Here is a 23,749-nt window from a genome sequence, read left to right on the forward strand (position 1 = left end):
CAAAATAAGGCTATGTGTTAATGGTATTTTTTATTTGATTAAGTTAAAGGATATCACCTTATCCGTCAATCTGTCGTCTTTAATCCGATTGGGTATAAGCATTTTACGACAAACCCACATTTTCACTAAATTACGCACAAAAAAACAGCGCCTATGGGCGCTGTTTTAATGCATAAGTTTGCTACAACTACTGACGAATCAATAAGTAAAGCGTAGAGTTACCGCGTTTAACATTAAGGGCAATCACCCCTTTTGCTTTATCTAACGCGTCTCTAAACTCAGCCACAGATGGCGTGCGTAGGCGGTTCACGCCCATCACAATATCATCAGGCTTCAAGCCAATACGTGCGGCGGGGCTGCCGTTAGCCAGTTCAGAAATCACCACGCCCGCATTACCTGCTTCATCAGTGCCATTCGTTAAGGTCGCCCCTTCCAATGCAGGGTGAATTTGTGCAGCCGTGACGGTTGATTGTGTAGCATCGCCAAGTACCACATCCATATTCATTTCCTTACCTTTACGCATAATGGTAAGTTCAACTTCTGCACCTGCTCCCATGCTAGAGATTTTAGCTCTCAACTCTTGGAAGCTATGCAAGTTTCTACCATTAATACCGGTAATGATATCACCCGCTTTGATACCTGCTTTGTCAGCAGCGGAGTCTGGGGTTACTTCGCTTACAAATGCTCCAATATTAACATCAGCATTCATGGCTTCTGCAAGACCAGCGTCTATGTCACTGCCTAGAATACCTAATAGACCACGTCGAACTTCACCGTACTCAGCAATTTGATCGACTAAGCTTTTCATCATGTTACTAGGAATAGCGAAGCCAATTCCCACATTACCGCCGTTAGGACCGAAAATAGCGGTATTAATACCAACAAGTTCGCCGCGCAAACTAACTAAAGCCCCACCAGAGTTTCCACGGTTAATCGCAGCGTCGGTTTGAATGAAATCTTCATAACCTCCAATGTTTAAACCCGAGCGGCCTAATGCACTCACAATACCCGAGGTAACCGTTTGTGAAAGACCAAAAGGATTACCGATAGCGACCACAAAATCACCCACTCGTAGTGCATCTGAATCGGCTAACGGCAATGCAGTGAGATCATCTGAGTCGATTTTTAATAAAGCGATATCACTTTGTTCATCAGAGCCTAGTTTTTTCGCTTTAAACTCACGGCCATCGGTAAGCTTGACAGTAATTTCATCGGCATTATCGACAACGTGGTTGTTCGTTACCACATAGCCTTTATCCGCATCAATAATAACACCAGAGCCAAGGCCCCTAAACGGTCGCTCTTGAACCTGTTCTTGCGGTGCGCCGAAAAAATACTGAAACATTTCTGGCACTTGCTGACGAGAAGTTTGCGTTCCCTCAACAGCAATACTCACCACCGCAGGGGTCGCTTCTTCTAGCATGGGCGCTAGAGAGGGCACCTCATCCTTTTTATCTGAAAAGAACGGCAATGCCGCATAAGAGTTCACGCTAAAGCCAAGAGAACTTACTAATACTGCAGACGCCACGATATACTGACGAAAAGACACTTTCATGCTCGCTTATACTCCTTCAGGTTATTGCGATATTGAATCATTTAACTAAAGACTCTGAAATAACTGAAAAAGTTCCTAAATTATGATTTGTCTGCGGTAGATTGCTCAGAACCGCCGACAAATAGCCCCGACCCTGAATTTGCGAAATCTTTTGGTTGGGTGTCGGAAACTTTATTCACTTTAGACTTTTCAGAACTTTTTAAATTGTTGCGAAGGTAAGACGTCGCTTGTTCACCATAGAAGGGGACTTTAGCGTCTTCATCGTCACTGCTTTGCGTGAGCAATGCTTCGTATTCTTCAATTTGTTGCTTCAGTGTTTCGCACTGACTTTCAATACCTTCAAGGCTTTGACGAGTTTGATGAATATGATGTTGAGCTTGCTGAGCTAATATCTCTTTCACTTGTTGCTCAGTTTGAGCCGCACTATTCCCGCCCGTTTTGGTTTGTACAAAACGACCTATAAAAAAGCCAATGATTAAACCCACCACTAGTAAAGCAAGAGACACTAACAGTTCCATTCTATTCTCCGAATTAACGTACTACTCACATTAAGTACACCTTGATACGTGCTACTTAATGCATTCGACCATTACTTGAATATAGCAAGAGCCGGTATGAAAAGCGCATAGAGATCGCATTAATTGTGTTTATACGAGCTATGCAAATTAACTAGGTGCGATTCTACCGTGATTTCCATTAAAATTAAGGTCATAATTGATAATTTCAAGCAGGTCGGTGCAGCCACGGCCACTATTGACATTTTGCGGGAGTGGAATAGGCGATGACGCCATGGGAAAAATATCAAGCAGATTTGACGTCGCCTGAGTTTCAGTACGATGCAGCACAAGAAAATGCAGTTAAAGAATTACAACGTTTGTTCGACGAGTTAACCCAGCCAGAGAGAAAGCATACCTGGCGGGTAAAACTTAAGTCGGCGTTTGGTAAAGGTCAAAAGAACGCAGGCATTCAAGGCATTTATTTTTATGGCGGCGTAGGCAGAGGGAAAACCTACTTGGTAGATACCTTTTACGACTGCCTGCCGTTCGAAAATAAAATGCGAGTACACTTTCACCGGTTTATGCACCGAATTCATGACGAGCTTAAGCAGCTTACAAACGCACAAGACCCATTAAAAACGATTGCTGCCAAGTTAGCGAAAGAAACCAAGGTGATTTGTTTCGATGAGTTTTTTGTATCGGACATTACCGATGCCATGATTTTAGGCACGCTAATGGAAGAACTTTTCGGTTATGGCATTGTGTTAGTGGCGACATCAAATATTGTACCGGATGACTTGTACAAAAATGGCCTTCAGCGAGCACGCTTTTTACCTGCGATCGATTTAATCAATCAGAATACGCGAGTAATAAACGTAGATAGTGGCGTGGACTATCGTCTTCGTACTCTTGAGCAAGCTGAAATTTATCATTATCCATTAGATGGTGAAGCGATTAAGAATTTGCATGGTTACTTTGCTCAGTTGGCGCCTGAAGCGGGTTCTGAAAACGAAACGATAGAAGTTAATAATAGGCAAATAGACACGCTTAGAGATGCCGATGGTGTGTTAATGATAGAGTTTAATGCACTTTGCGGTGGCCCACGAAGCCAAAGTGATTACATAGAACTAAGTCGTTGTTACCATTCAGTGTTACTGGCTAATGTGAAGGTGATGGGGCAACACAACGACGACGTTGCACGCCGCTTTATTGCCATGGTGGATGAATTTTACGAACGCCACGTAAAGCTGATTATTTCTGCCGAAGTTGCGATGGAAAATTTGTACGGCGAGGGGCTGCTAAACTTTGAATTTAGACGCTGTTTAAGTCGTTTGAGCGAAATGCAATCGCACGAATACTTAGCTACTGAGCACTTACCTTAACCAATAAAAACAGCGAGAGTGCCCGTGGCACTGTATTGTTGGGCATAAAATCGGTAGAATTTGCCCAATTTTTTCTGCTACTGATGGCAGAACTCCATTTGTAAAAAAGAGAATCTTAAGATGGGAAGAGCATTCGAAGTAAGAAAAGCCGCCATGGCCAAGACCGCTGGCGCGAAAACTAAAGTGTATTCTAAGTACGGTAAAGAAATTTACGTGTGCGCTAAAAACGGCGGCGCCGATCCAGATACTAACTTGTCGCTTCGTCGCTTAATGGAAAAAGCGAAAAAAGACCAAGTACCCGGTCACGTTATCGATAAAGCGATTGATAAAGCCGCTGGTGGCGCAGGTGAAGATTTCCAACCAATGCGTTATGAAGGCTTTGGTCCAGGCAACTGCATGGTAATTGTGGATTGTCTTTCTGATAACGCTAACCGTACCATTACAGAAGTACGCAACTGCTTCACTAAGACTAATGCAAAGCTTGGCGCTCAAGGTGCGGTATCGCACATGTTCGATCATCAAGCGGTATTCCAGTTTGATGGTGACGACGAAGACGCTATTTTGGAAGTCTTAATGGAAGCGGATGTTGATGTGACTGAAGTGGAAGGCGAAGACGGAAAAATTACCGTTTATGCACCGCATACTGAGTACTTCCAAGTTAAAACTGCGCTTACTGAAGCTTACCCAGATATTAGCTTTGATGCAGAAGAGATGAGTTGGATCCCGCAAACGGAATCAGAAATCAGCGAAGAAGACATGCCAATGTTTGAAAAATTCATGGACATGCTGAACGACTGTGACGACGTACAAGATGTTTACCATAACGGTATAACACCGAACTAGATGTTCAGAGTAAATAAGTTGTTTAAAGGCTTCAAATAAGATTTTTATAGTAAATAAGTTGTTTAAATCATAGTTGAAGCCCACTTTGAAGTGGGCTTTTTTAAAGGCTCATCCCTGCACCATTAAACTTCAACCATTTTTTTGCCTCACCATAGTCTGGCATCACTTTTTCTATTGTGCGCCAAAATTTGGGAGAGTGATTTTTGTCTTCTAAATGCGCAAGTTCATGAACTATAACGTAGTCCAACACACTTAAAGGTAACATGGCACACTTCCAATGAAGGTTTATTACTCCTTTCGAAGTGCATGACCCCCAGCGTTTTTGTAATTCCATAACTCGAATGCTGGCAGGTTTCAGTTTCATTTTTGGCTGGTAGAGCTTAAGCCTTTCATCTAAACGCTGCTGTAATTTCGTTTTGTAAAAGTTCTTAAAGTGATCAGGGGCATTAGCCACTTCTGAATCTAACAACTTAAATTGCCCATAATGGAAAGTGAGTGGCTCTAATTGGTCCTTCACTAGTTGCAAGCGGTAGTTTCTGCCAAAATATAAAAAACTTTCACCGTTAACATACTCTCGATGGATTCGAGTTCTGTTAAGGTCCTCCCAGTCTGCTAGGCTCTTATAAATCCAGCTTCTCTTAGACTCTATGATCTGTTCAATTTTCTCAACATCAAACGGTGATGGCGCTATTACTAAAACAGTACCATCACGTTCAATGTAGATACTTGTTGTCTTCCTGTCACTTTTCTTTAGTTGGTAGCTGATATCCTTATATGTGCTGACATTTAAAGTATCTGCCACTAATTACCATCCTGTTGTTTTCTGTTAGACAAAATATCTAGCTCTCTTCTTTTGGCTAGATTCAATAACTCTGTTGTTACTAGCTCAAATGATTCTTCTAGTGCCGGAACGGCACTCAATATAAATACTTCTTGGATTTTACCTTCAAGTTCATCAACCATATTAGGGCGATCCCAGAAGTTTAACCCTTCAATTTTATTAGCCATTATTTCTAGTATTTGTTCAACAATACTCTTAACAGCTTCCATCTCACTTGGCTGGCAAGACCCATCAAATGCCAACTCAATGATTAGATCAGTAAACGGATCTCCAGCAGATGAATCATCACCTCTACCTTCATCTATTTCTTCTCTTAATGTTTCCAAGTGAAGCAGCATCTGATCCCACTGTTCATTGTACTTCTTAAGAATATCATCAAGCTTTTCACTGAAGCGTTTGTACATTGCAGGATCATCAGCTTCATTCACTTTACAATGCTTACGAATAGCATGTTCCATTTCACTAGCCGCAGCTCGATCATCCTTATGCTCTTTTAAGGTGGTTATGAATTTGTCTGAGAATAACTCTACAGGTGGCACTTTAGGGTTAATACCTAGGCTAATTAGGTGTTCACTAACTAGCTTGCGAACTTTTTCACCAGCACCAGTAATATTGATAGAGTCATCTTTATACCGCTCCCTCGCTTTAGCTTGTAGATGACTAAATTGGTACATAGGTATTTTGTATGGATGTGCCAGTTTGTTTGGCAAAATAATATCCATACTTTGCATGAATTTCTTAAGGTAGACATTAAAGCTATCGCGAGTTTTAACATCCGCTAAAGTTTGAATAACGGACTCTGTAGCTTTGTACCTTTCAATATCTGAAATTAGCTTTTGTTGGACGAGACTTTCTATTTGTGAGATATCTTTATCTTCAAATAGTTGAATCAACTGCCTATATCGACTTTGAAGTACAGGCATTTCAGACTCGACCGATTTAAATGTATCTAAAATGTCTTTTTGATCTTTGCCTGAGTATAGCGATAGCGCTTCTTTTAGATTCTCAGTTAAGCCTATGTAATCGACAACATACCCAACTGTTTTACCGGGATATGTTCTGTTAACACGGGCTATTGTTTGCAGTAAGTTATGTTCTTTTAGTTTCTTATCGATGTACATAACCTGTTCAATAGGCGCATCAAAACCAGTAAGAAGCATGTCACAAACTATTAAGAATCCGATGCCTGTATCTGGCTTGTCGAAATCAAATTTCTTCTTAAAGTTTTCCACCGCATCACGTTTACGAGACTCGTTCCTAGCAGCTACGAATGAAGCCTTTTCATTCGTTCCATCAGAAGAAATGACAACCATAGCATCTAGATACTCAACCTGTCTGAGTAGCTCTTTATCCTGTTCTTCAGCAGGTTTTTGCTTTTCCTCTTCAGCCCAATCATTAAGAGTTTTTCTTATAAACGTTTGGTAGTGCAATGCCGCTTGTTTTGAAGAACAAACAACCTGAGCTTTATAGCCACTAGGCAACACTTTTTGTATATAGTGCTTAACAAGGTCATTAGATATTTCTTCAATACGATCTTCAGCTTCTAATATATCGCCAGTTGCACCATATTTTTTACGGATTGCAGCTATTTCTTCTTCCGTTCTGTCTTTAAACAAGTTTTCAAATTTTGTATCAAAACCATGTTTATCATAGATTGCAGAGTCGGCTGTTTTACCCTCATACAATATTTGCAGAGTAGCACCATCATCTACGGCATCTTGAAGCTTGTATTCATCGATATATGGTTCATCAGGGTTATTGCTAAAGCGCTTCCAAGTTGGATCGTTATGATGGTCAGCAATTAAAGGAGTACCAGTAAAAGCCAAGCGAGTTGCATTGGGGAATGCATCGAACATATTGTCCGACAAGCTGGCTTTATCTTGCCCTGTTTTCTGTGTACGGTGCGCTTCATCAATCATGATAAGCACTTTGTTTGATGGGTTAACCTCGCCAAAGCTTTCAAATAGCTTCACAACATTGTCTTTGTCAGCTTCAGAAGAATACTCAGAAGAAGGTTCTGCAACAGATTTTCCCAAAGCTTCATTTAAATAGTCTGGCGTATTGCCGTTATCTGCTTCTCTAAATTTATGCACCATCACCATATTCAGAGTTGAGCGATCATCACACAGCTCCGTTTTAACTTCATCACTACTTGAAATGCGATAAACCTTTTCGCCTGTTAAATCAGCCGTTTCACCAAGCTGTCTGTCTAGGTCTCTTCGGTCATTGACCATCAATACTTTGTAATCTTTCAAGTCTTCGGTACTACGCATTTTGCGTACTAAAAAGACCATTGTTAGAGACTTACCGCTACCTTGTGTATGCCAAACGACACCAGAGCGTTCATCACTTGTCTCACCAGTTCTAATTCGTAGAATAATCTTATTAACCGCACGATATTGCTGATAGCGAGCAACAACCTTTATACGTTGCTTTCCAGCATCCATGAATAATGTAAAGTTATTTGTAATGTCTATCAGGTTTCTTGGGTGCAACATACCTTGAACAAGGGTTTCTTGTTTACGATGCTTCCCTGTCGTAGGGTCTAGATAAGGAGTATCATCTGGGTAAATTGTTTTCCAATTAAAATAATACTCTTCTGTTGATGTAACTGTACCGAATTTAGCGTTGTCACCATATGTGCCAATCATTAATTGATTGGTATAAAAAAGTTTTTCTTCCCCTTCAATCAGTTGAGAACCTTCCGGCTCCCTTAGGTCAGCATATCGCCTTAATTGCTCTATTGATTGATTCATTGGGTCTGACGTAAAGCTATTTACATCTTTACATTCAATAACAACCAGAGGAAGGCCGTTAACAAACAAAACAACGTCAGGAACGATGCAACCTTTAACGCCAGCAGGGGTATCAATACGAAACTGATTTATTGCAACAAATCGGTTGGCCTTCCAATTATCAAAATCAATAATCTTAACTGTAGGGTTCTGCTCACCAGTTACGGTGTTCTCATCTACCTGCCATTTTTTGATTCGCTCCATAAACTCTTGATTGTTTTCAAGCAGGCTCTTAACACCAAAGTCAGTGAAGTCTTCATAAAGTCCATCTATTTGAGCATCAGTTAACCAACATTGGCCATCAATAATGTTAAGTGTACTAATAGCCTTGGCAAACTCTCTCTGGATAACACATTCTCTGAAATGTTTACGATAACTGATACGAGGATCATTAGGAATAACACTAGAGGAATGCTCAATAACTTGCCATCCCATAGCTGCCAGTTGATTTAGAAGAGGCTTTTCTACAAATAGATATTCAGACATTAAACCTCTCCCACTGGCTCTGGCACTAGCTCATAAAACACGAACTCTAAAAAGCTAGCAATCGTAGTCCTTTGATTTTCTATATCGTCATCCATCCAAACATGATGCTCAGGGTTAAGCTCTTCGCGCCAATCATGCAATTGCTTTGCAATATCCTGCGATACTATTTTTTCTTCGCTCAATGCATCAATCCGCTTACTCAACGATTCATTAGTAATTTGTTTTTTACGTATCTGTTTCGAAAACCTTAAACTTAGAACTTCTTCAAGATAAACACGTGGCTTACAACTTAATTTATCAATATTTCGTTCAACAAAATCGATTAACTCTTCAGTGTTTAAATGGTGAGCTGATTTTACAAAGGCACTTTTGTTCCCAACTTCAAGATATGAACCTTGAGCATTTTTCTTAATTTCGATTAAAGCAATATCACTCTTTGAAAACCCATGCACCTTTAGAAAGTTCGCTACCCCATCCTTGAAGTGGCTAAGCATTATTACTTGTTGGCACCTATCTGCCAATTTCACTAACTTACTATGCGTTTGCCCGACTCTGTTCTCATCAAATGAGGTTACTGGGTCATCAAAAACAATAATTGTTTTACCTAAGACTTCGTCTTCAAGTGAGTCCAGTGATGCTAAAAAAATTGATAAACCAAGAGAACGCCTATCAGATTCACTAAAAATTTTATCTAAATCGCTCTCGGCAATACCAGTCCCTTTAAACTTTACTTTAAAGCTATAAATGGGTTTGTTACCAAGAGGTTCAGGCTTATATTCAAGTTTAAAGTCTCTACTACCTAAATCATTAAAATGTTTATTAATTTTAGAGAAGTACAGATTTAAAAAGGCGCTTTGTTCATTCCGTAGCGATTCTTTTAGCTTTGGAATATCGTCCTCAAGATCGCAGATGCTTTTTGATAAAGAGATGTGTTCTTTACAGGCGTCATTCTTTTCGTATCGTTCAACTCTTAGCGCAATGTCTTTACCTTGCTGTGCAAGGCGTTCAAGATCTTTTTCAATTTGGTCAACTTCAAATCTAGCTTTGAATTCGTTAGCTCGTTTATTAAACGAAGAGTAAAAAGTGTTTAGACTGTTTATGTCGTTGTATAAATCATTTAGCTGTTGATCTAATTCAGCAGCATCAACCGTTTCGAACTCTGCTTTGGGGTTCGCCAATTTAGCATCAATCTTTGCAGTAAATGCTTCTATTATTTGATTTACTATTGAGGTTATTTGTTCGATCTTCCCTTGTATGGCTTCATGAGAGATTCTGATATTGTTTACCGTATCAGGAATTTCATGTTCATTGGAAAGCTCTGGGTAGTTATCAAGAATTAAATTAGCGCTAGCTATTGAAGAATCAAGTTTCTCCAGCCAATTCGCACCCAGCAAGTGCTGATGCCTCTCAATTGTTGTTTTCACAAAACTTTCATGCCTAGCAAACTGGTCATCAAAACATTGTCGATATAAATCCAGTAACTCATTTGCTTGTGGTGTAATTGCCTGTCCACAAAAATGACAGTTATCACCATCAAGTAAACTTAAGCCTTGTTTAATCCATTGTTCAGCACCTTCAGGCTTAACAAAGTGTTTTTCAATATGACGATTTAATTCTGCTTTGGCTGCCTCATGTGGGTTGTCTAGCCCGGTTTTTAGTACAGTGTTAATTGCCGTTACCGCTTCACTAAAATCTGTAGCTACTTTAAGCGGAAATAGATTCTTTCTTTCCCTAATCGCCTTACTTGCTTTCTTTTGTGAGTTAAGCAAAGCATATTCTTCACGTTTTTTATCTAGTTCTTCTTTGGTAGCGTCTATATCCGCAATTACAGGTTCAGCTATAAATGATTTTAAGTCATCAACTTTTGAAAACTCGCTTTGAACTAACTTTTTGAGATCTGACTTCTTCTCTTTTAGTTCTTTATTCTTCGCTGCGATGTTTTCAGCTTCAGCCACACCTTGCGACCCCAAGATAAAATCGCTAAAGCTCTCTTTGGTGTTGCGAGTTAGTGTGCGACCCAAGAAAACATTTTTGTGATAGAAAGCATCATCGTAAACAGCTAGCCTTAAATGCTCGGGTAATTTATTTTTCCAGTCATTGTTGTTAAAAATAGCTTTTATTTCTTTCTTGCCATCAGCACCTAAAAAGTTCAGTTCTACCTTTTGTGTTGTTCCATCTTCAGGAATGCTTTTTCGGGCGCTTAGGGTAGTTGACTCACCAGAATTAAGCGATGAAAAAATATCACCCAACGTGCTTTTTCCGTATGTATTTCTACCATACACGAGCGTAAGCTTTTCAAACTGGCTTTGGCGACCATTGCAGTCTTTATAGGTGCCAATATTTTTTATTGTGGAAATCCGTTTTAACAAAATATCTCCCTAACTCACTAATATGCAAAGCTTTGCACATCAACAAGTAAGTCTTTAACTTGTTTATTTATTCTTTTATTAAATTCAAACTCAACTTCGATTTTTTTTAGCTTGCTGACGTTGACTTTAAAATAGTCCGTCAGGACTTTTTGCTTTTGCGCTAACGTGTAGTCATCGAAATTAGGAATATAACTTGTTTCGTATTTTCTGTGGCTCAGCTCTTTGAATGCCCTGACGAACTTTTTAGGCTGAATAGAAACGTTAAAGCGTTTAATAAGCTTACTTACGTAATGATCAAGCGTATGTAATAGCTGCTCATCATTAATCTCCGAGAAGAAAAACAGCCAACCTTTGGCTTTATTATCGAAAACACAACCCGTGATACGAAGGTTAAGTCGCCAAAGTAAAAACGCTTCACTTTTCTGTTTTGAATGTTTGTAACTGGTAAAAATAGATACAAGTGAATGCTTCAACCTTTCGATAGAACCAAGCCTAGCGCTGATTGTTGAGTCGTAAAAGTGATAACCTAGATAGTCAAAAGAACGCCCTAATTGTTCGATAGTTGACTTATCAGGGCGCTTGATAGGGTCGTACATTTTTAACCCGATACGACCAAAACGTTTCCCTATTTCAGTTGCTATGGTCTGCGCGTCACTAAAATTGCAAAATACCATGACATCATCTACATATCGGTAATACTTAATGTTTGGCAACGACTCAAAGTAGTTATCAATGTTTAAGAGGTATATTGCGGCAAGAATGTTGGATACCGCTAAACCTTGGGGTACGCCTCTTGTCGAAAGCGAATCTGTTGTTTTCGACACTGCCACTGTTGGTGAAGTAATAGCAGAAAAAAGTACATTCTTAATATTGTCAGAACGTATTTTTTTACCTAAGCGACTTCTCAATTCTTTATGCTTTATCGAAGGATAAAAATTGCTGACATCAAGCTTAATAACGCCTGTAAAACCGCCTGACCCAACATCTGCCTTTACACGTTTGATCACTTTTTGCGGCAAATTAAATTCAACATCACCGTCATAGATTTCAGTTAAAAAATCACACATCGCTCGCATGGCTATGCGATCTCTAACCGTTGGAATTGAAATCTCTCTCGGTGCTTTATCCTTGCCTTTACTCACCAATTTCAGCTTGTACTTAGTGAATTTGTAGGTGCCTGCCAGCATTTTCCGAGACAGAATGGCTATTTGCTCATCAAGTTGAGCACGAAAGGCATATTGATCTAAATTATCGATGCCTGTCGCACCTGAATAAACCACATATTCAACGAATATTCGCTTTAAGTTTTCTTCTGAAAAATGATTATTAAATTGCTGCTGAATTGTCATGCTAACTTCTCAATAGCAATCAAAAGAATAATGGGCAATAAATATAAAAGCGTCAGCAATACATATCGTTTAGTTAACCACCATGTAATACTTAACCAGTGATACCACGTTGGGCTGCGATCTAAGCCTTCTGTAATTTTACCGTTGCTATCTTTTTTCTGCTTTAACTTTGTCTTTGGGTCTAATGGAACAATACAAGTGACGTACTCTAGGCATAGAGCAAGATAATAATCATAGTCTGTATGGTTTTCACATAACCCCATGATTTGTTCATACTCCGTTGATATTTGTTCAATATCGGCATTCTCCTCTTTAGCTTTATGAAGGAAGGTATTCAAGGTTTCATAACTTTCCTTGATTAAACTAGCCCGTTCTTTGAAAGATAGCCCTGCAATAAACCCAGACATACTTAATACCAGAACTGAATACACGATCCAGCTAATACCAGCTAAGTCCTCTTGACCTGCTGACGGAGTAAATTTTAAGTAATATATTGAAACGGCAACGCCAAAAAATGAGTACCACAGTAGTAACAACTGAGATTGAAATGCGTTAGACAGCAAACGCTTTTCCGCTTGTATTCTCGCTTTTCTTGTCCACCAAACATTGTCAGAAAATGCCATTTTACTGCTTCCTTTTTATTTAGGCGTTCTAGGGTGTCAGTGGGTTACATAGAGTTAACACCCCTGACGGGGCAAGCTATAAGCCTCCGAAGAAGCCACAACTAAGAGACAAGCTCTTCAATATTAGTTGCACTCACAAGTGAGTGGTCAACCTAGTCAAGCCGGAGCAATCAAGGCCAACACACCCTAGAACAAAACTGGTTATACTTTTACTTTCCCTGTTAGCAAATCTTGCATCAGGCCCTTTTTTTCTAGTTCTAATTTATTTAGATATTTTTTTTCGGTGTCTATTTTTTCGTTAATAGCAGACATGCGCCCCACTATTAGCTCTTGTTCTCTAATCGAAGGAATAAACACTTTTAATTTTTTAACAATATGTTGGGATATATTGCTTTGCGACTCAGCAAGCCCTGTTTTTGTAGCGTTAATTTGCTTTTGTATTAACTCAGAAGACAACAGTAGCGCCAAAAATGGTTTACCAATGCGTTCTTTAGGAATTATTCGATACAATTTATCACTTAGAAGTAATTTGTTGCGCGTATTACTTACATGTACAACAACACCAACTCGATTGCCCGGACCTGCTCTGGTCATCAGGACATCCCCAGCTTTTATTTCGTACTCTTTCTTCGGTGTCAGTTCTGATGGTAGTGCTTTATTAGCAGAAAAATCAAAACCCTCCCAAACAACAGAAGTAGTTTTGAGAACGCCCCACCACCCCTCCGTTGCACCTTCAGAATCGCAGTCTGGACTCCAGCCTTGTTCAATATTTACAAGCTGCTCTCGAAGAGGCGCTTCTTCCCATATTTTAGGAACCCAGCCTAGTTCTGATTCGTGATAAAGGTCTGGTGCATCTTCACAGCTTGGACGCAATTGTCCGTAGTTTTTGTTGGTTTCTGGTGTGCCAGATAAATCAATACCACGAGAGAACAAATCCGCCATCATGCCTTGTTTAACGGCAGTATATTTATCGATAATGTTTTGGGTTTGCTCAACAAGGTTATCAACAGTGCTTAATATATTAGCTATTTTTTGTTGTTGATTAGGATTTGGTAAAACTATTTCGGTCTTATCTATTAGTTCTTTACTAAGGTTTGGCTGTCCAGAGCCTTGAGCCAAATATAAGATCTTATTTTTATTGTGGTTTAAAACATAATACAAAAAAGCAGAGTCTAAATCTTCACCACATACAATAGCCAAAACAGCTTGATTTGTAGCAGCCGCAATTTGCAATTTTGAAACTTGCCCAGCAGTTGCGCCATACATTGCAATCAACACTGAATCATTAGGAGCTAATTTGCAGTTTGAGTTTTTCAAGCCTAGTTCAGTCAAAAACTCAGAAGTTTCAGTAATGTAATCTTGATTAACTTCTGTAGATTTAACCCAAGGAATATTGCCTCCATAGTAGTCTTCAACAGCTCTACTAGGTGTTCCTCCTGCGAAAGTTGAAGCTAGTTGCCCCAACGAACTTGATCGCCAACTATTCATAACCCAACTCCACTAAAAAGCTATGCAGTAAAGTTGACTGCTGATCACGTTCAGCAAGAATAACTTTAACTGTAATTGCATACTTGTTGTGGAGATTCTCAACAGCTTTAATTAACTGTGATACAATTTGACGAAGGTAGTGAGCATAACTATCAGTCATCTGCTGCTTATAGCGTGCTTCAATAAGTGCCTTAGCTTCTTCTGGTGTGATTTTTTCACGCGCAGCATCAACAAGGTCTTCTTTTTTCTTTTCTGCTTCTTTAATGCCAGCTTTTAGCTCTTTTAGTTCTTTTTCAAGTTCGGTGTGTTGCTCTAACTTTGCGTCAATCTCGGCGTTAGCTGAGGTGAATTTTTCAATGCTCGCTTCAAGTTGCAATGCTCGTGAAAGGTCTTCCTTTTTAGCAAATTTCAGCTCCTTCTTTAAGTCACGAAGCTGACCGTTGTTTTCTTTTTTGGCATCTTTAAGTGCTTTCACCTGAACTTTTGGTAACACGCCTGATTCAGATTCTTCCTCTGCTTCGTCATCTTCAGTTGACTCATTTGTCGCAGCAAACAATGCTTCCAATTCTGTAATTCTGGCAGCATCTTTTTTCAGGTGTGCTAATACCTCTGGGAACTGGGATTCAAGAATTTCTTCATCTGGAATTAGCTCAGCATTCCAACCTGAGTTGGCAATAGATTTAAGGTCCGCTTCATGTTGTTTAAAATTATTCGCCATTGCACCACGTACTTGATAAATGGAAAGCAAGTTTTCAGGTAACAAGGCACTGACAATGCTGTCTAGGGCATCGCGTCTTAACGCAAAAACACCTTTAGAGCCTAATTTTTCATCACCGAGTTTATGAAATTGCGGAACAAAGTGCGTACTCCACCAGTTATCTAACTGTGCATAAAAAGCTTCATGCTTAGCAATTAGTTGAGGGTGGTTTTCTATAGTTTTTTTAATGTCGGCTTTGTTTTCAATAGCCTGCGCAAAAGAGTAGTAATTGCCATCTTTTTGTTTAGGGTGGCCTGAAGTAAACAGTGCTTCTTTTAATTTGGCATAATTTTGCCAGTGAGATTCAAGGCTGTTAACTTCATCAGCAGGTATACCACCGTTTAAATGTGCTTTTACATCATGAGGCTCTGGTGCTGGGCTGTTATCAACATAACGTCTAATGTTTAAATTGAACTCTTCTTGCTCAAGTTCACTAATAGGTACTGCTCGTGCATATTTTTCAACTAGGTTATCAGTATCTGATGTGAGTGACTCATATACATGGGTGATCTTTTCAATATCTTCTGGACGAAGTCTATTTTGGTTTTTGCCTTCTTTGAATTCGCGATCTGCGTTGATAAATACGACATGTTTACGCTTGGCAGCATTCGCTTTATTAAACACTAATACACATGCCGGAATCGGTGTCCCATAGAATAAACCTTGTGGTAAACCAATAACCGCTTCTAAGATCCCTTCTTCAATAAAATTTTGACGACACGTTTTTTCTTCACCGCCACGGAACAATACGCCATGTGGCATTACTACTGCCATCTTGCCATCTTGCTTAAGTGAGGCAAGCATGTGTTGAACAAACATGAAATCAGCTTTTTTACCGCCCTCAGGAAGCCATGTGTGGAAGCGACTTTGGTGTGTCATACCATCGCGACTGTAATTTTGCGAAAACGGTGGATTGGCGATCACCCTTGAATAAGTGCGGATTTCGCCATTAGCGTCAATATGCTGGGGTTTGGCAAGGGTGTCTTCATTTTGAATGTTCGCACCGCCAACACCGTGCAAAATCATATTCATTTTACAAATAGACCATGTTGTACCGCTGTCTTCTTGACCGAATAAATCTATCTTGTTTACATCACCACCCGTTTCTTCAACGTATTTCTTACTTTGGATGAGCATACCGCCACTGCCAACTGTGGGATCGTATATTTCCATTCCCTCACCGGGTTGAAGTAATTCAACTAACAAGCGAACTACCTCAGAAGGCGTATAGAATTCACCACCTTTTTTACCAGCGCTATCGGCAAAAAACTTAATTAAGTATTCGTAGGCTGCACCAAGTAAATCAGGAAACTCAAAACACTCATTAGTTAAAGTAAAATCTTTTTGGTCAAAGTGCTGAATGAAATCAATCAGTACCTTATCTTCCATCGGCTTTTTGCCAACTTTTTTGTTGAAGTTGATATGCTTTAGTACATCTTCAAGACCCTTTTTGATATTGGCATCTTCAAGTGCAGCAAGCGCTTTATTTAGCTCAGTTCCCACGTTTTTCTTAACGTGCTTAATAGTTGACCAAGATGCAGCTTCTGGCACAAAGTAATCAAACTGTGAAGGCAACGAAATAAGCTTTTCAATTGCTGCTTCAGATTTACCTTCTTTTTCTAAACGCGCGCGGATAGCGGCTTTATCTGCTTCAAATTGATCAGACATGCGCTTTAAGAACAACATACCAAAAATGTATTCTTTATATTCCGAGGCATCCATTTTACCGCGTAATATGTCACACGCTTTAAAAAGTAGATTTTCTAATTTGCTTAACGTTAGTTTTTGTTTCATGTAATCGTTATTCTCTATATTTGAGTGATGAAGTTTCTGCCTCAATACTCATTAAAATCAGTGGTTAAAAGCTTTCAGCTCATACTTCAAAAAATTCTTCGTCGATTTTCTTCAGGTGCAATACCTGTTCGTCTCTACTGCCGATGTTATAGCGCAGCATAAGTTTTGCTAGTTCTTTTCCGTTAATGAGAACTATGCGAGTCCCTAAGTCTTTGGCTGTTTGTGTGGCCGAAGCTGTGAATGCTGAGGTAGTAATGAAAATACCTTTTTGTGCTTTCTTCAAATTAAGTGCACCAAAGAAATCTCGGATATCACCAGAGCCAACATTATTGCCTTCGGCATAACGTTTGGCTTGTATATAAATTTGGTCAACGCCAAGGGGATCTTGGTCAATGATACCGTCTATTCCGTTATCACCTGATTTACCTAACGCATGTGCCGCACCTTCGCCAGTACCGCCATAGCCCATAGCTAGAAGCAGCTCTATAAGTAAGTCTTCAAAGAAAGCTGGGGTGACTTCTCGTGTACGAGACAGTAATTCAGACGTAAGGGCATCGTTTATTGTCTTGTAGGCCTCGCGTAAAGCTTCATCAGGCGTTATTTCACTGGTAGTTACTACTTTGTTAGGTTCTTCTGTATTTAGCGTCTGAGGGGCGCTGATGTCGTTTTTTTGCTCTTTAAACGCGATGAACTCATCAAATTGTTTGAGGTAATCGCTATTTATGGTCGCATTTGTGTCTTGTAATGCTTCGATACCGCGCTCAGTGATGACAAAGTGTGCTCGCTTGGTGGCTTTTAATAGGCCTGCTTTGGTGAGGTAGGTTCGTGCCCAACCAACTCGGTTATCTAGAACGCTTTGCTTTCCTGATGGGATTGTTTGGTTACGTTCTTCGTCGGACAATGAAAAGTTATCAGCCAATTGATTGATGACGTCTCTCAGTCTTACTTCAGTTCCGTTAGCTGCTAAAGCTATCTCTAAAAAAGGCCGCATGAATTGCTGATAATTAGGGATCATTCCATGTTCTCTCTTACTTCCATTGTCTTAATTCTGAAAAGTCAGGGGATCTATCTGGCTCTGTAAAAGACAGCGATAATCATTTTTCAGTAGGCTAACAGTGAGGATATTGTAAAAGGACACTGCGAACAAGAATGCTTAGTGCTTTGGTAGCAATTAGTTACCTTAAGAAGCCCTTACTTAACGCGGAAGTTTTGTAATTACTCTAGTGGCGAAGTTTTTTTTGAGTTTTTCATTATTTTTTTAACCTTATTTTCGGCGAAATGACGTTGCTTTACGAAGTGCTCAAACGCTAGTTTGCTTTGGTTGTTAAATGGCTTCAGGAACAACTCAAATTCAAGCAATTTTTCTTCTGTAATCTTCATTTCTGTCCTTACCAAGCTACTGATTCATATGTGGTTGTGCAATCCAGTCTGTTGACGAACGAGATTTTTGTGATATTTAAGTGGTTGGCAGCATTTTCCTGTTGAAAGCTATTTTTTATAAAGTTTAGTTTGCTTTAAATTGCGTAAAAATTGACTTTTGAATTATTTTTGTTATTATAAGTTTATGAATTTATTGGTAAAATCAATAGCTATGAGCTAAAACTCTGCTACCCTTTGTAGTTGATGTCAAGCACCACAAGAAGTGGGTTTGATGAATACAGAGAATAGCTATGAAACGTAAACCTGATACAAAACCAAAATTAACCCAGCCCGTGTTCACGGAGCTGACTCAAAAGCATATAGCTGAATATAAAGCGCGAGTGAAATTTGCTGGCGGTTATTTACCATTGAGATCTGCCCGGCAATTTTCCTCAACTGGCAAAGCGACAAGCGAACAACTTGAGTCGTCCTCTCAACCTCACGAATACTTTAGCGAACTAGAGCGTAAATTTGGGCTAATACTGGGTTTTATGTCTAACGTTTCAAACGTCAAAACTCAATTTCCTTTGCTGAACGTAAAAAAAACACTGGAAGTAGCTGCCAGCCTCAATTTAATGCACCCCCGATACGAGCCAAAACCAAATGTTGCTGACCGCAACAAGGGATTCCAAGCAGCAATTATGACGACGGATTTTGTCTTTGATTTAGTCGACAGCAGTACTGGGGAAGTAAAGACGGTGGCGTGCTCTTTGAAGTATGAAAAGGACCTTGTCCCATATGACGGTAATGACAGGGTTGTCGAGAGAACAAAGGACAAGCTTAGAATTGAAAAGTATTACTGGGAGAAATTGAAAGGTGTTGAATATCAGATTATATCGAGTGCCTTTTGGATGTTCGATAAGCACCTTGTTAAAAATCTCACATGCGCACGAGTGCATCGTAATCTTGAAATTCCCCCAGTGCTGAAGGTTTCAATATTAGCTCACTTTATAAAAGCGCTTAATTATGGCAAGCAACGAAAGCTCAGATTAGTTGATGTGATAGCCAATCTATCAATGGAAACTAGTTTGCCGGAAGGCCGTTTATTTGCGGCTTTTTGGTATTTTGTGTGGACTAAAAAGTTACAAGTTAACCTTTTCAAGCCTTTAGCGGATGGAGGATATGTGTTTGAAGGGGAGGACTTTTCATGGCAGCTATAAAAGATAAAAATAAAGTAAGTGTCTCTACTTTTGATATTTCTCGTATCGCCGACATTCCAGTGAATTGTTTACTAACGAATGGTGATAAGCGCTATACAGTAGTGAAAATATTCACAGGCTTAAACGAGCTGGCGTTATCACTACATAAAACCAAACCTAATCAACCATTTATTATTCGATTCGGGAGCGCGATACAGGGTTGCGCGTGGGAAAATTTTAACTTCGAACTTAATAATTTTAATAAAAGAAAGGTTGTTGAAAAAGCAAGTGACAACGCATGGGAAAGGGCACAGGCTAGGTATAATGCAATACTGCCCATAGTCGGCTCACTTGAACAGAATATTGAATCTAAGTTAGAGCTTTATATTCGTGGTGTACCGCTCACAAAAGACCTTGAGGCTTGCGCTGAGAGGTCGGGTTGTACGGTGCAATCAATCTATAACTGGTTGAATCTATATCTCGCGTTTGGCTCACATCTTACTGCCCTACTACCTAGTCATTATAATTCAGGTGTAGGCAGACCGCTCCCCGCAAGTTTCATGGTAGCGGCGAATAAAAGCTTAGGTAATGAATCTATTTCTCCGTATTTCATAAGGAGAGTATTTAATCAGGAAGATCAAGATAGGCTAGATAAGTTCATAAAGAGTGATTTACGAGGTCAACCTGACTATAAAATGACATCCTTACATTCAGTATTTATTAACAATTACTGTAAAGACACTGCACCAGCAGTTTTGCAATATGTTGCACAAAAGTACGTTAACTTATCGAAGTATGTCTCATACGATCAATTTTCTTATCATTTCATAAAAACAGTAGACCCTATGTATTTCAAAGAATGCAGTAAAGGGGTCAAGAAGGCACATAACGATGATGCTCCGCGTATTGGTGTTGCGCAAGACCTCACTATCGGGCCAACTTATTTGTATGAAATAGATTCAACTACATTGAATGTATACGTTGTTACGCGAGTTCCTGATAAAGGCACCGGAGTATTAAAAACAAAACGTCTTGGCCGTCCATACTTATATTTTGTGGTAGATGTATATTCAGGGAAGATCGTTGGATTCAGCGTTACTTTTAAGCGTAATGCAATGGCTGCAAAGTCAGCTTTGTTCAATGCATTTACTGACAAAGTGACATTTTGTGCTCGTTATGGAATTGATATTGATAAAAGTGAGTGGGCTTGTGAGCATATTTGTCTATATCTGTTTTCTGATAGGGGGGCTGATTATACAAGATCTATTTTTTCTGACGCACTCGCAGCTGATTTAGGTATGGAGGGTATATCTTACGCCCCAGCCTATTTGAGCCGCTCTAGGGGAACCGTTGAAGTTAGTTTTGATTCAACAGATGGCATCGTAATCCAGCGAGTGGATGGGAGTGTAGACCCTAAACGCGCGAAAGACTCTGTGCACCCTTCTACAACCTCTGAAATCAATATTGAGGATCTTAACCGTCTGATTATAGAGGCAATACTTGTTTCTAATCGCAACAAAATTAATTGTACTCGGTTACATAGTTCTGATGTCTTTAAAGGTATAAACGCTACTCCTAATGCGATTTGGGCACAGCACATTGATACCAATATGGGTGGCGGCATCACCAAACCTGTTGAGGAGGTGAAATATGCATTGTTAAATCAAGGACAAGCGAAAGTATTTAAAGATTATATCGAGTTGGATACTAATACGGTGAAGGTTCGCTTTAGAACTAAGGACGCAGTATTTGCCAAACGACAAGCGAAGCTGAGGAGCAAAAAAGCATCTTTCATTATTAAAATGCGTTACAACCCAGATGACTTTAGATTTGCTTGGTACGCTGATCCTGATCAAGATTTTACAATCATTGAGTTTAATCTTGCCTCAGAACATAAACGCTTTGATGAGTTGACCGAAATAGAGATTTATCAACTTGATAGAGTGGAAGCTGCACAGCAAAGCTTGAACGGCCAAAATCGCGACTTTGAACATGTTCATATAACCGAGAAGATTGAAGAGGTAAATACTAAAAATCGGGCCAAGGGCTCAAAATCGAAAGGCAAAAAATCTATGGCTAAAGGCATAGACGAAAACTCTAAGATTGAAGCTAAAGTAGAGACTATTCTTGAAACGAATTATACCCGAACTTTGTTTGGCTTTGACTGCAACGAGTTAGGCGCTCGCACTTCTTCAGAAGGAGGTTCTGATGAGTAAGTCAAAGCAGCCTATTTCAACGAGTACATTTATGGATACTTTAGTAAAAGGGAACCCTTTAGTTACAGCTATAGAAGAGCGTGCTTTATCAGAAGACGAACTAAAACACAAAATCACTGTTCGGTGTGATAACAACGTAGGTTTTGATAAGTGGGGCTGTAGTCAAATGGAGGTGGGATTAGATACAGATTTTTTCATTTCACCCCCACATGCCTACACATTATATAGCCGAATTCGACAACTTATGATGATGGGGTACGTCAAACGTCATCCCGCATCGTATGACTACGACAAGTATATACATTTAGCCGACTTGAGAAAGACTCCTGCGCCAAAAAAACTCAAAGGATCAGGAAAGTCGATATTTATACGTGGGAGATCTGGAGAAGGCAAAACAACGCTACTCGATAGCCTCTTAGATACTTTCGAAACTGTAATCGAACACCAGCCAAGTCCTTTGACCGGGGGAAGAAAAATAAGACAAGTCTCATGGGTTAAAGTTGATATGAGTAAAGGCGCAAGTAGAAAGGCTTTTTATCTAGATGTCATTCAAGAAATTGATAAGGTGCTAGATACCTCCTTTGCGTCAAAGATCCCTAGTCGAGATTTAGAAGGCGAGCGGCTTTTATACATGATAAAGGTTTGCCGGATGGCTTGTTTAGGAGTACTTGTCATTGATGATGTTCAATGGGCACTATCAGGAACAGCCGCTAACGCTAATCAAAAAATCACTAATGAGTTCCTTGAACAACTTTTTAATCAATTAGGTATCCCCCTTGTGTTCATAGGAACGCCGGAAGCTGAAAAACTCAAGGGGTTTGCTGAGCAAACGGGGCGGCGTTTAGCTCACAATGGCAGTATTGAAATAAATTCGGATCTAGTCACTTCAACATTTTGGCGAGACATGGTGAAAACGATGTTCGTGTCATTTCTTGGTATGGACAGTCGACATATAAATGATGATTTTTATCACATTGTTCACTACTACACGGAAGGTAATGCGAGTCGATTAAAAACAATTGTAGGAAATCTATTGCGACGTGAAATGACAGGATGTATTACTGCCGAATATATACATGAAGCCTATAGCCAAGAAAAAGGTGCTTTTGAAAAATTGAAGACGCCGTTTGTTGAGCTATCATCTAGTGCAGGTAAAAAACTAAACACTAAGTCAAACAAGCCCTCCCCAAAAGCCTCGCCAGACCGTACTGAACCTGAAAGTATCACCGAAGATGAAGAAGACTTCGAAGATATATTCATAATAAAAGGTGAGACTTATGGACAGTAGCACCTTATCAGTTTTGACAAGTTCAATAAATATAAAAGAGGGTGAATATTTACCTGCATACGTCTCTAGACTGTTGTCGTATTCCTCATTCTTAAAGCCGCAGGAATTTTATGGTTCATTTAGCTTAGGAGTACCTCGAACTTCAGAGGGGTATTTGCCGCTGTGGGCATTGAAATTTGCAGATTCAGGGGTGCTAGGGAAGCCACACTTAGAAACACTAGATGAACATTTATGCGGTAGTTTCTGGCGGCCATTTGCTTCCAAGGATGTCCTAGATAGCTTTGTATCGAAGCAGTATGAACGACGGGGTACGGGAAGAGTACTTTTCAAGGGGGAAAAGGCGTTAACTAAATATGCACCGCTTAAATATTGTGAACGATGCCGAGATGAAGAAATTGAGCAGCTTGGCTTTCCCGTTTGGAAGAGTCGTAATCAACTACCGACTGTTTTTACTTGTGAAAAACACAAAGATGTACTGCATCAAAAATTATCAAATTCTGCTGCTGTTCCCGATGGTAAGTCAGATGCTGCTTTTGAACAAACAGGAGGCGAACAACTCGAAATTTCAATGTTTCATCGCTGGTTAGAGTTTGAATCAGACATGATTATGAGGACCGAATGTCGTGATGGGAACGGTATGCTTAAAGTCTACCGGGATGTATTCCTAGAAAGTTCATTTTTTCAAGGTGCAAATTCAACGGCGGGTAAGCGACTCAATTCACAATGGTTAGATGCGTTGAGACGTTATTTATTTAAGCTATTTCCATATCAGCGTGATGAGCTTTGGCATCAACTAAAGTCAGTTAATATTGGTATTAGGGCGATGATGGATGTAAGTACGCCAGTGCACCCACTACTCTTACTTTTGTTCAAAACGTTCTATATGTTCGAGTACAAAGGATGAGTTA

The 23,749-nt window shown here is 39.7% G+C and carries 16 protein-coding genes; 6 read left to right on the forward strand and 10 right to left on the reverse strand.

Annotated features, from left to right (window positions below; translation table 11 throughout):
- Positions 1-187 precede the first annotated feature (187 nt).
- Together C7Y69_RS09295 and C7Y69_RS09300 are read right to left on the reverse strand one after the other, a co-directional pair.
- Positions 188-1,549 carry a DegQ family serine endoprotease gene (locus tag C7Y69_RS09295; protein ID WP_409513427.1) on the reverse strand — a complete coding sequence of 454 codons (1,362 nt, stop codon included), beginning with the start codon at positions 1,547-1,549 and terminating at the stop codon, positions 188-190.
- A gap of 86 nt (positions 1,550-1,635) precedes the next feature.
- The gene (locus tag C7Y69_RS09300; RefSeq protein ID WP_013785344.1) at positions 1,636-2,073 is read right to left on the reverse strand and encodes a ZapG family protein; all 438 of its coding nucleotides are present in this window, start codon (positions 2,071-2,073) and stop codon (positions 1,636-1,638) included.
- Positions 2,074-2,336: 263 nt separating this feature from the next.
- Between C7Y69_RS09300 and zapE the strand changes: the two genes are divergently transcribed.
- Both zapE and C7Y69_RS09310 read left to right on the forward strand, forming a co-directional pair.
- The gene (gene zapE / locus C7Y69_RS09305) at positions 2,337-3,434 is read left to right on the forward strand and encodes a cell division protein ZapE (protein ID WP_126872506.1); all 1,098 of its coding nucleotides are present in this window, start codon (positions 2,337-2,339) and stop codon (positions 3,432-3,434) included.
- A gap of 120 nt (positions 3,435-3,554) precedes the next feature.
- A complete protein-coding gene (locus tag C7Y69_RS09310; RefSeq protein WP_013785342.1) occupies positions 3,555-4,277 on the forward strand; it encodes a YebC/PmpR family DNA-binding transcriptional regulator in 723 nt (240 codons plus the stop codon).
- A gap of 100 nt (positions 4,278-4,377) precedes the next feature.
- Here C7Y69_RS09310 and C7Y69_RS09315 read toward each other — a convergent pair whose 3' ends face one another.
- The 8 genes from C7Y69_RS09315 to C7Y69_RS09350 all read right to left on the reverse strand — a co-directional run bounded on the left by C7Y69_RS09315 (position 4,378) and on the right by C7Y69_RS09350 (position 17,794).
- A complete protein-coding gene (locus C7Y69_RS09315) occupies positions 4,378-5,079 on the reverse strand; it encodes a M48 family metallopeptidase (RefSeq protein ID WP_126872507.1) in 702 nt (233 codons plus the stop codon).
- Positions 5,079-8,399 (reverse strand): type I restriction endonuclease subunit R, encoded by a 3,321-nt coding sequence (locus tag C7Y69_RS09320; RefSeq protein WP_126872508.1) that lies wholly within the window; start codon positions 8,397-8,399, stop codon positions 5,079-5,081. The genes C7Y69_RS09315 and C7Y69_RS09320 overlap by 1 nt, the downstream gene beginning before the upstream one ends.
- Complete coding sequence (locus C7Y69_RS09325) at positions 8,399-10,768, reverse strand: AAA family ATPase (protein ID WP_185864154.1); 2,370 nt, start codon at positions 10,766-10,768, stop codon at positions 8,399-8,401. Before C7Y69_RS09325 ends, C7Y69_RS09320 begins: the two co-directional genes overlap by 1 nt.
- Before the next feature lie 17 nt (positions 10,769-10,785).
- Positions 10,786-12,117 carry an RNA-directed DNA polymerase gene (locus C7Y69_RS09330; protein ID WP_126872510.1) on the reverse strand — a complete coding sequence of 444 codons (1,332 nt, stop codon included), beginning with the start codon at positions 12,115-12,117 and terminating at the stop codon, positions 10,786-10,788.
- On the reverse strand, positions 12,114-12,740 hold the full coding sequence (locus C7Y69_RS09335) for an SLATT domain-containing protein (protein WP_126872511.1): 627 nt from the start codon (positions 12,738-12,740) through the stop codon (positions 12,114-12,116). Before C7Y69_RS09335 ends, C7Y69_RS09330 begins: the two co-directional genes overlap by 4 nt.
- 201 nt (positions 12,741-12,941) lie before the next feature.
- Positions 12,942-14,228, reverse strand: a complete 1,287-nt coding sequence (locus C7Y69_RS09340) for a restriction endonuclease subunit S (RefSeq protein WP_126872512.1) — start codon at positions 14,226-14,228, stop codon at positions 12,942-12,944.
- Positions 14,221-16,779, reverse strand: coding sequence for a class I SAM-dependent DNA methyltransferase (locus C7Y69_RS09345; protein WP_126872513.1), 2,559 nt, complete (start codon positions 16,777-16,779; stop codon positions 14,221-14,223). Before C7Y69_RS09345 ends, C7Y69_RS09340 begins: the two co-directional genes overlap by 8 nt.
- Positions 16,780-16,858: 79 nt before the next feature.
- Positions 16,859-17,794, reverse strand: a complete 936-nt coding sequence (locus tag C7Y69_RS09350) for a restriction endonuclease (RefSeq protein WP_126872514.1) — start codon at positions 17,792-17,794, stop codon at positions 16,859-16,861.
- Between the two features lie 655 nt (positions 17,795-18,449).
- On the opposite strand from C7Y69_RS09350, the gene C7Y69_RS09355 reads away from it, so the two are divergent.
- The 4 genes from C7Y69_RS09355 to C7Y69_RS09370 are packed head-to-tail and all read left to right on the forward strand — an operon-like array spanning position 18,450 to position 23,745.
- Positions 18,450-19,358, forward strand: a complete 909-nt coding sequence (locus C7Y69_RS09355; RefSeq protein WP_126872515.1) for a TnsA endonuclease N-terminal domain-containing protein — start codon at positions 18,450-18,452, stop codon at positions 19,356-19,358.
- Positions 19,346-21,553, forward strand: coding sequence for a transposase (locus C7Y69_RS09360; protein ID WP_126872516.1), 2,208 nt, complete (start codon positions 19,346-19,348; stop codon positions 21,551-21,553). Before C7Y69_RS09355 ends, C7Y69_RS09360 begins: the two co-directional genes overlap by 13 nt.
- A complete protein-coding gene (locus C7Y69_RS09365) occupies positions 21,546-22,841 on the forward strand; it encodes an ATP-binding protein (RefSeq protein WP_126872517.1) in 1,296 nt (431 codons plus the stop codon). The genes C7Y69_RS09360 and C7Y69_RS09365 overlap by 8 nt, the downstream gene beginning before the upstream one ends.
- Positions 22,831-23,745, forward strand: coding sequence for a hypothetical protein (locus tag C7Y69_RS09370; protein ID WP_126872518.1), 915 nt, complete (start codon positions 22,831-22,833; stop codon positions 23,743-23,745). The genes C7Y69_RS09365 and C7Y69_RS09370 overlap by 11 nt, the downstream gene beginning before the upstream one ends.
- Positions 23,746-23,749: the final 4 nt, after the last annotated feature.

Source organism: Alteromonas sp. KS69 (genome assembly GCF_003989595.1).
GTDB classification, from domain to species: Bacteria; Pseudomonadota; Gammaproteobacteria; order Enterobacterales; family Alteromonadaceae; genus Alteromonas; species Alteromonas naphthalenivorans.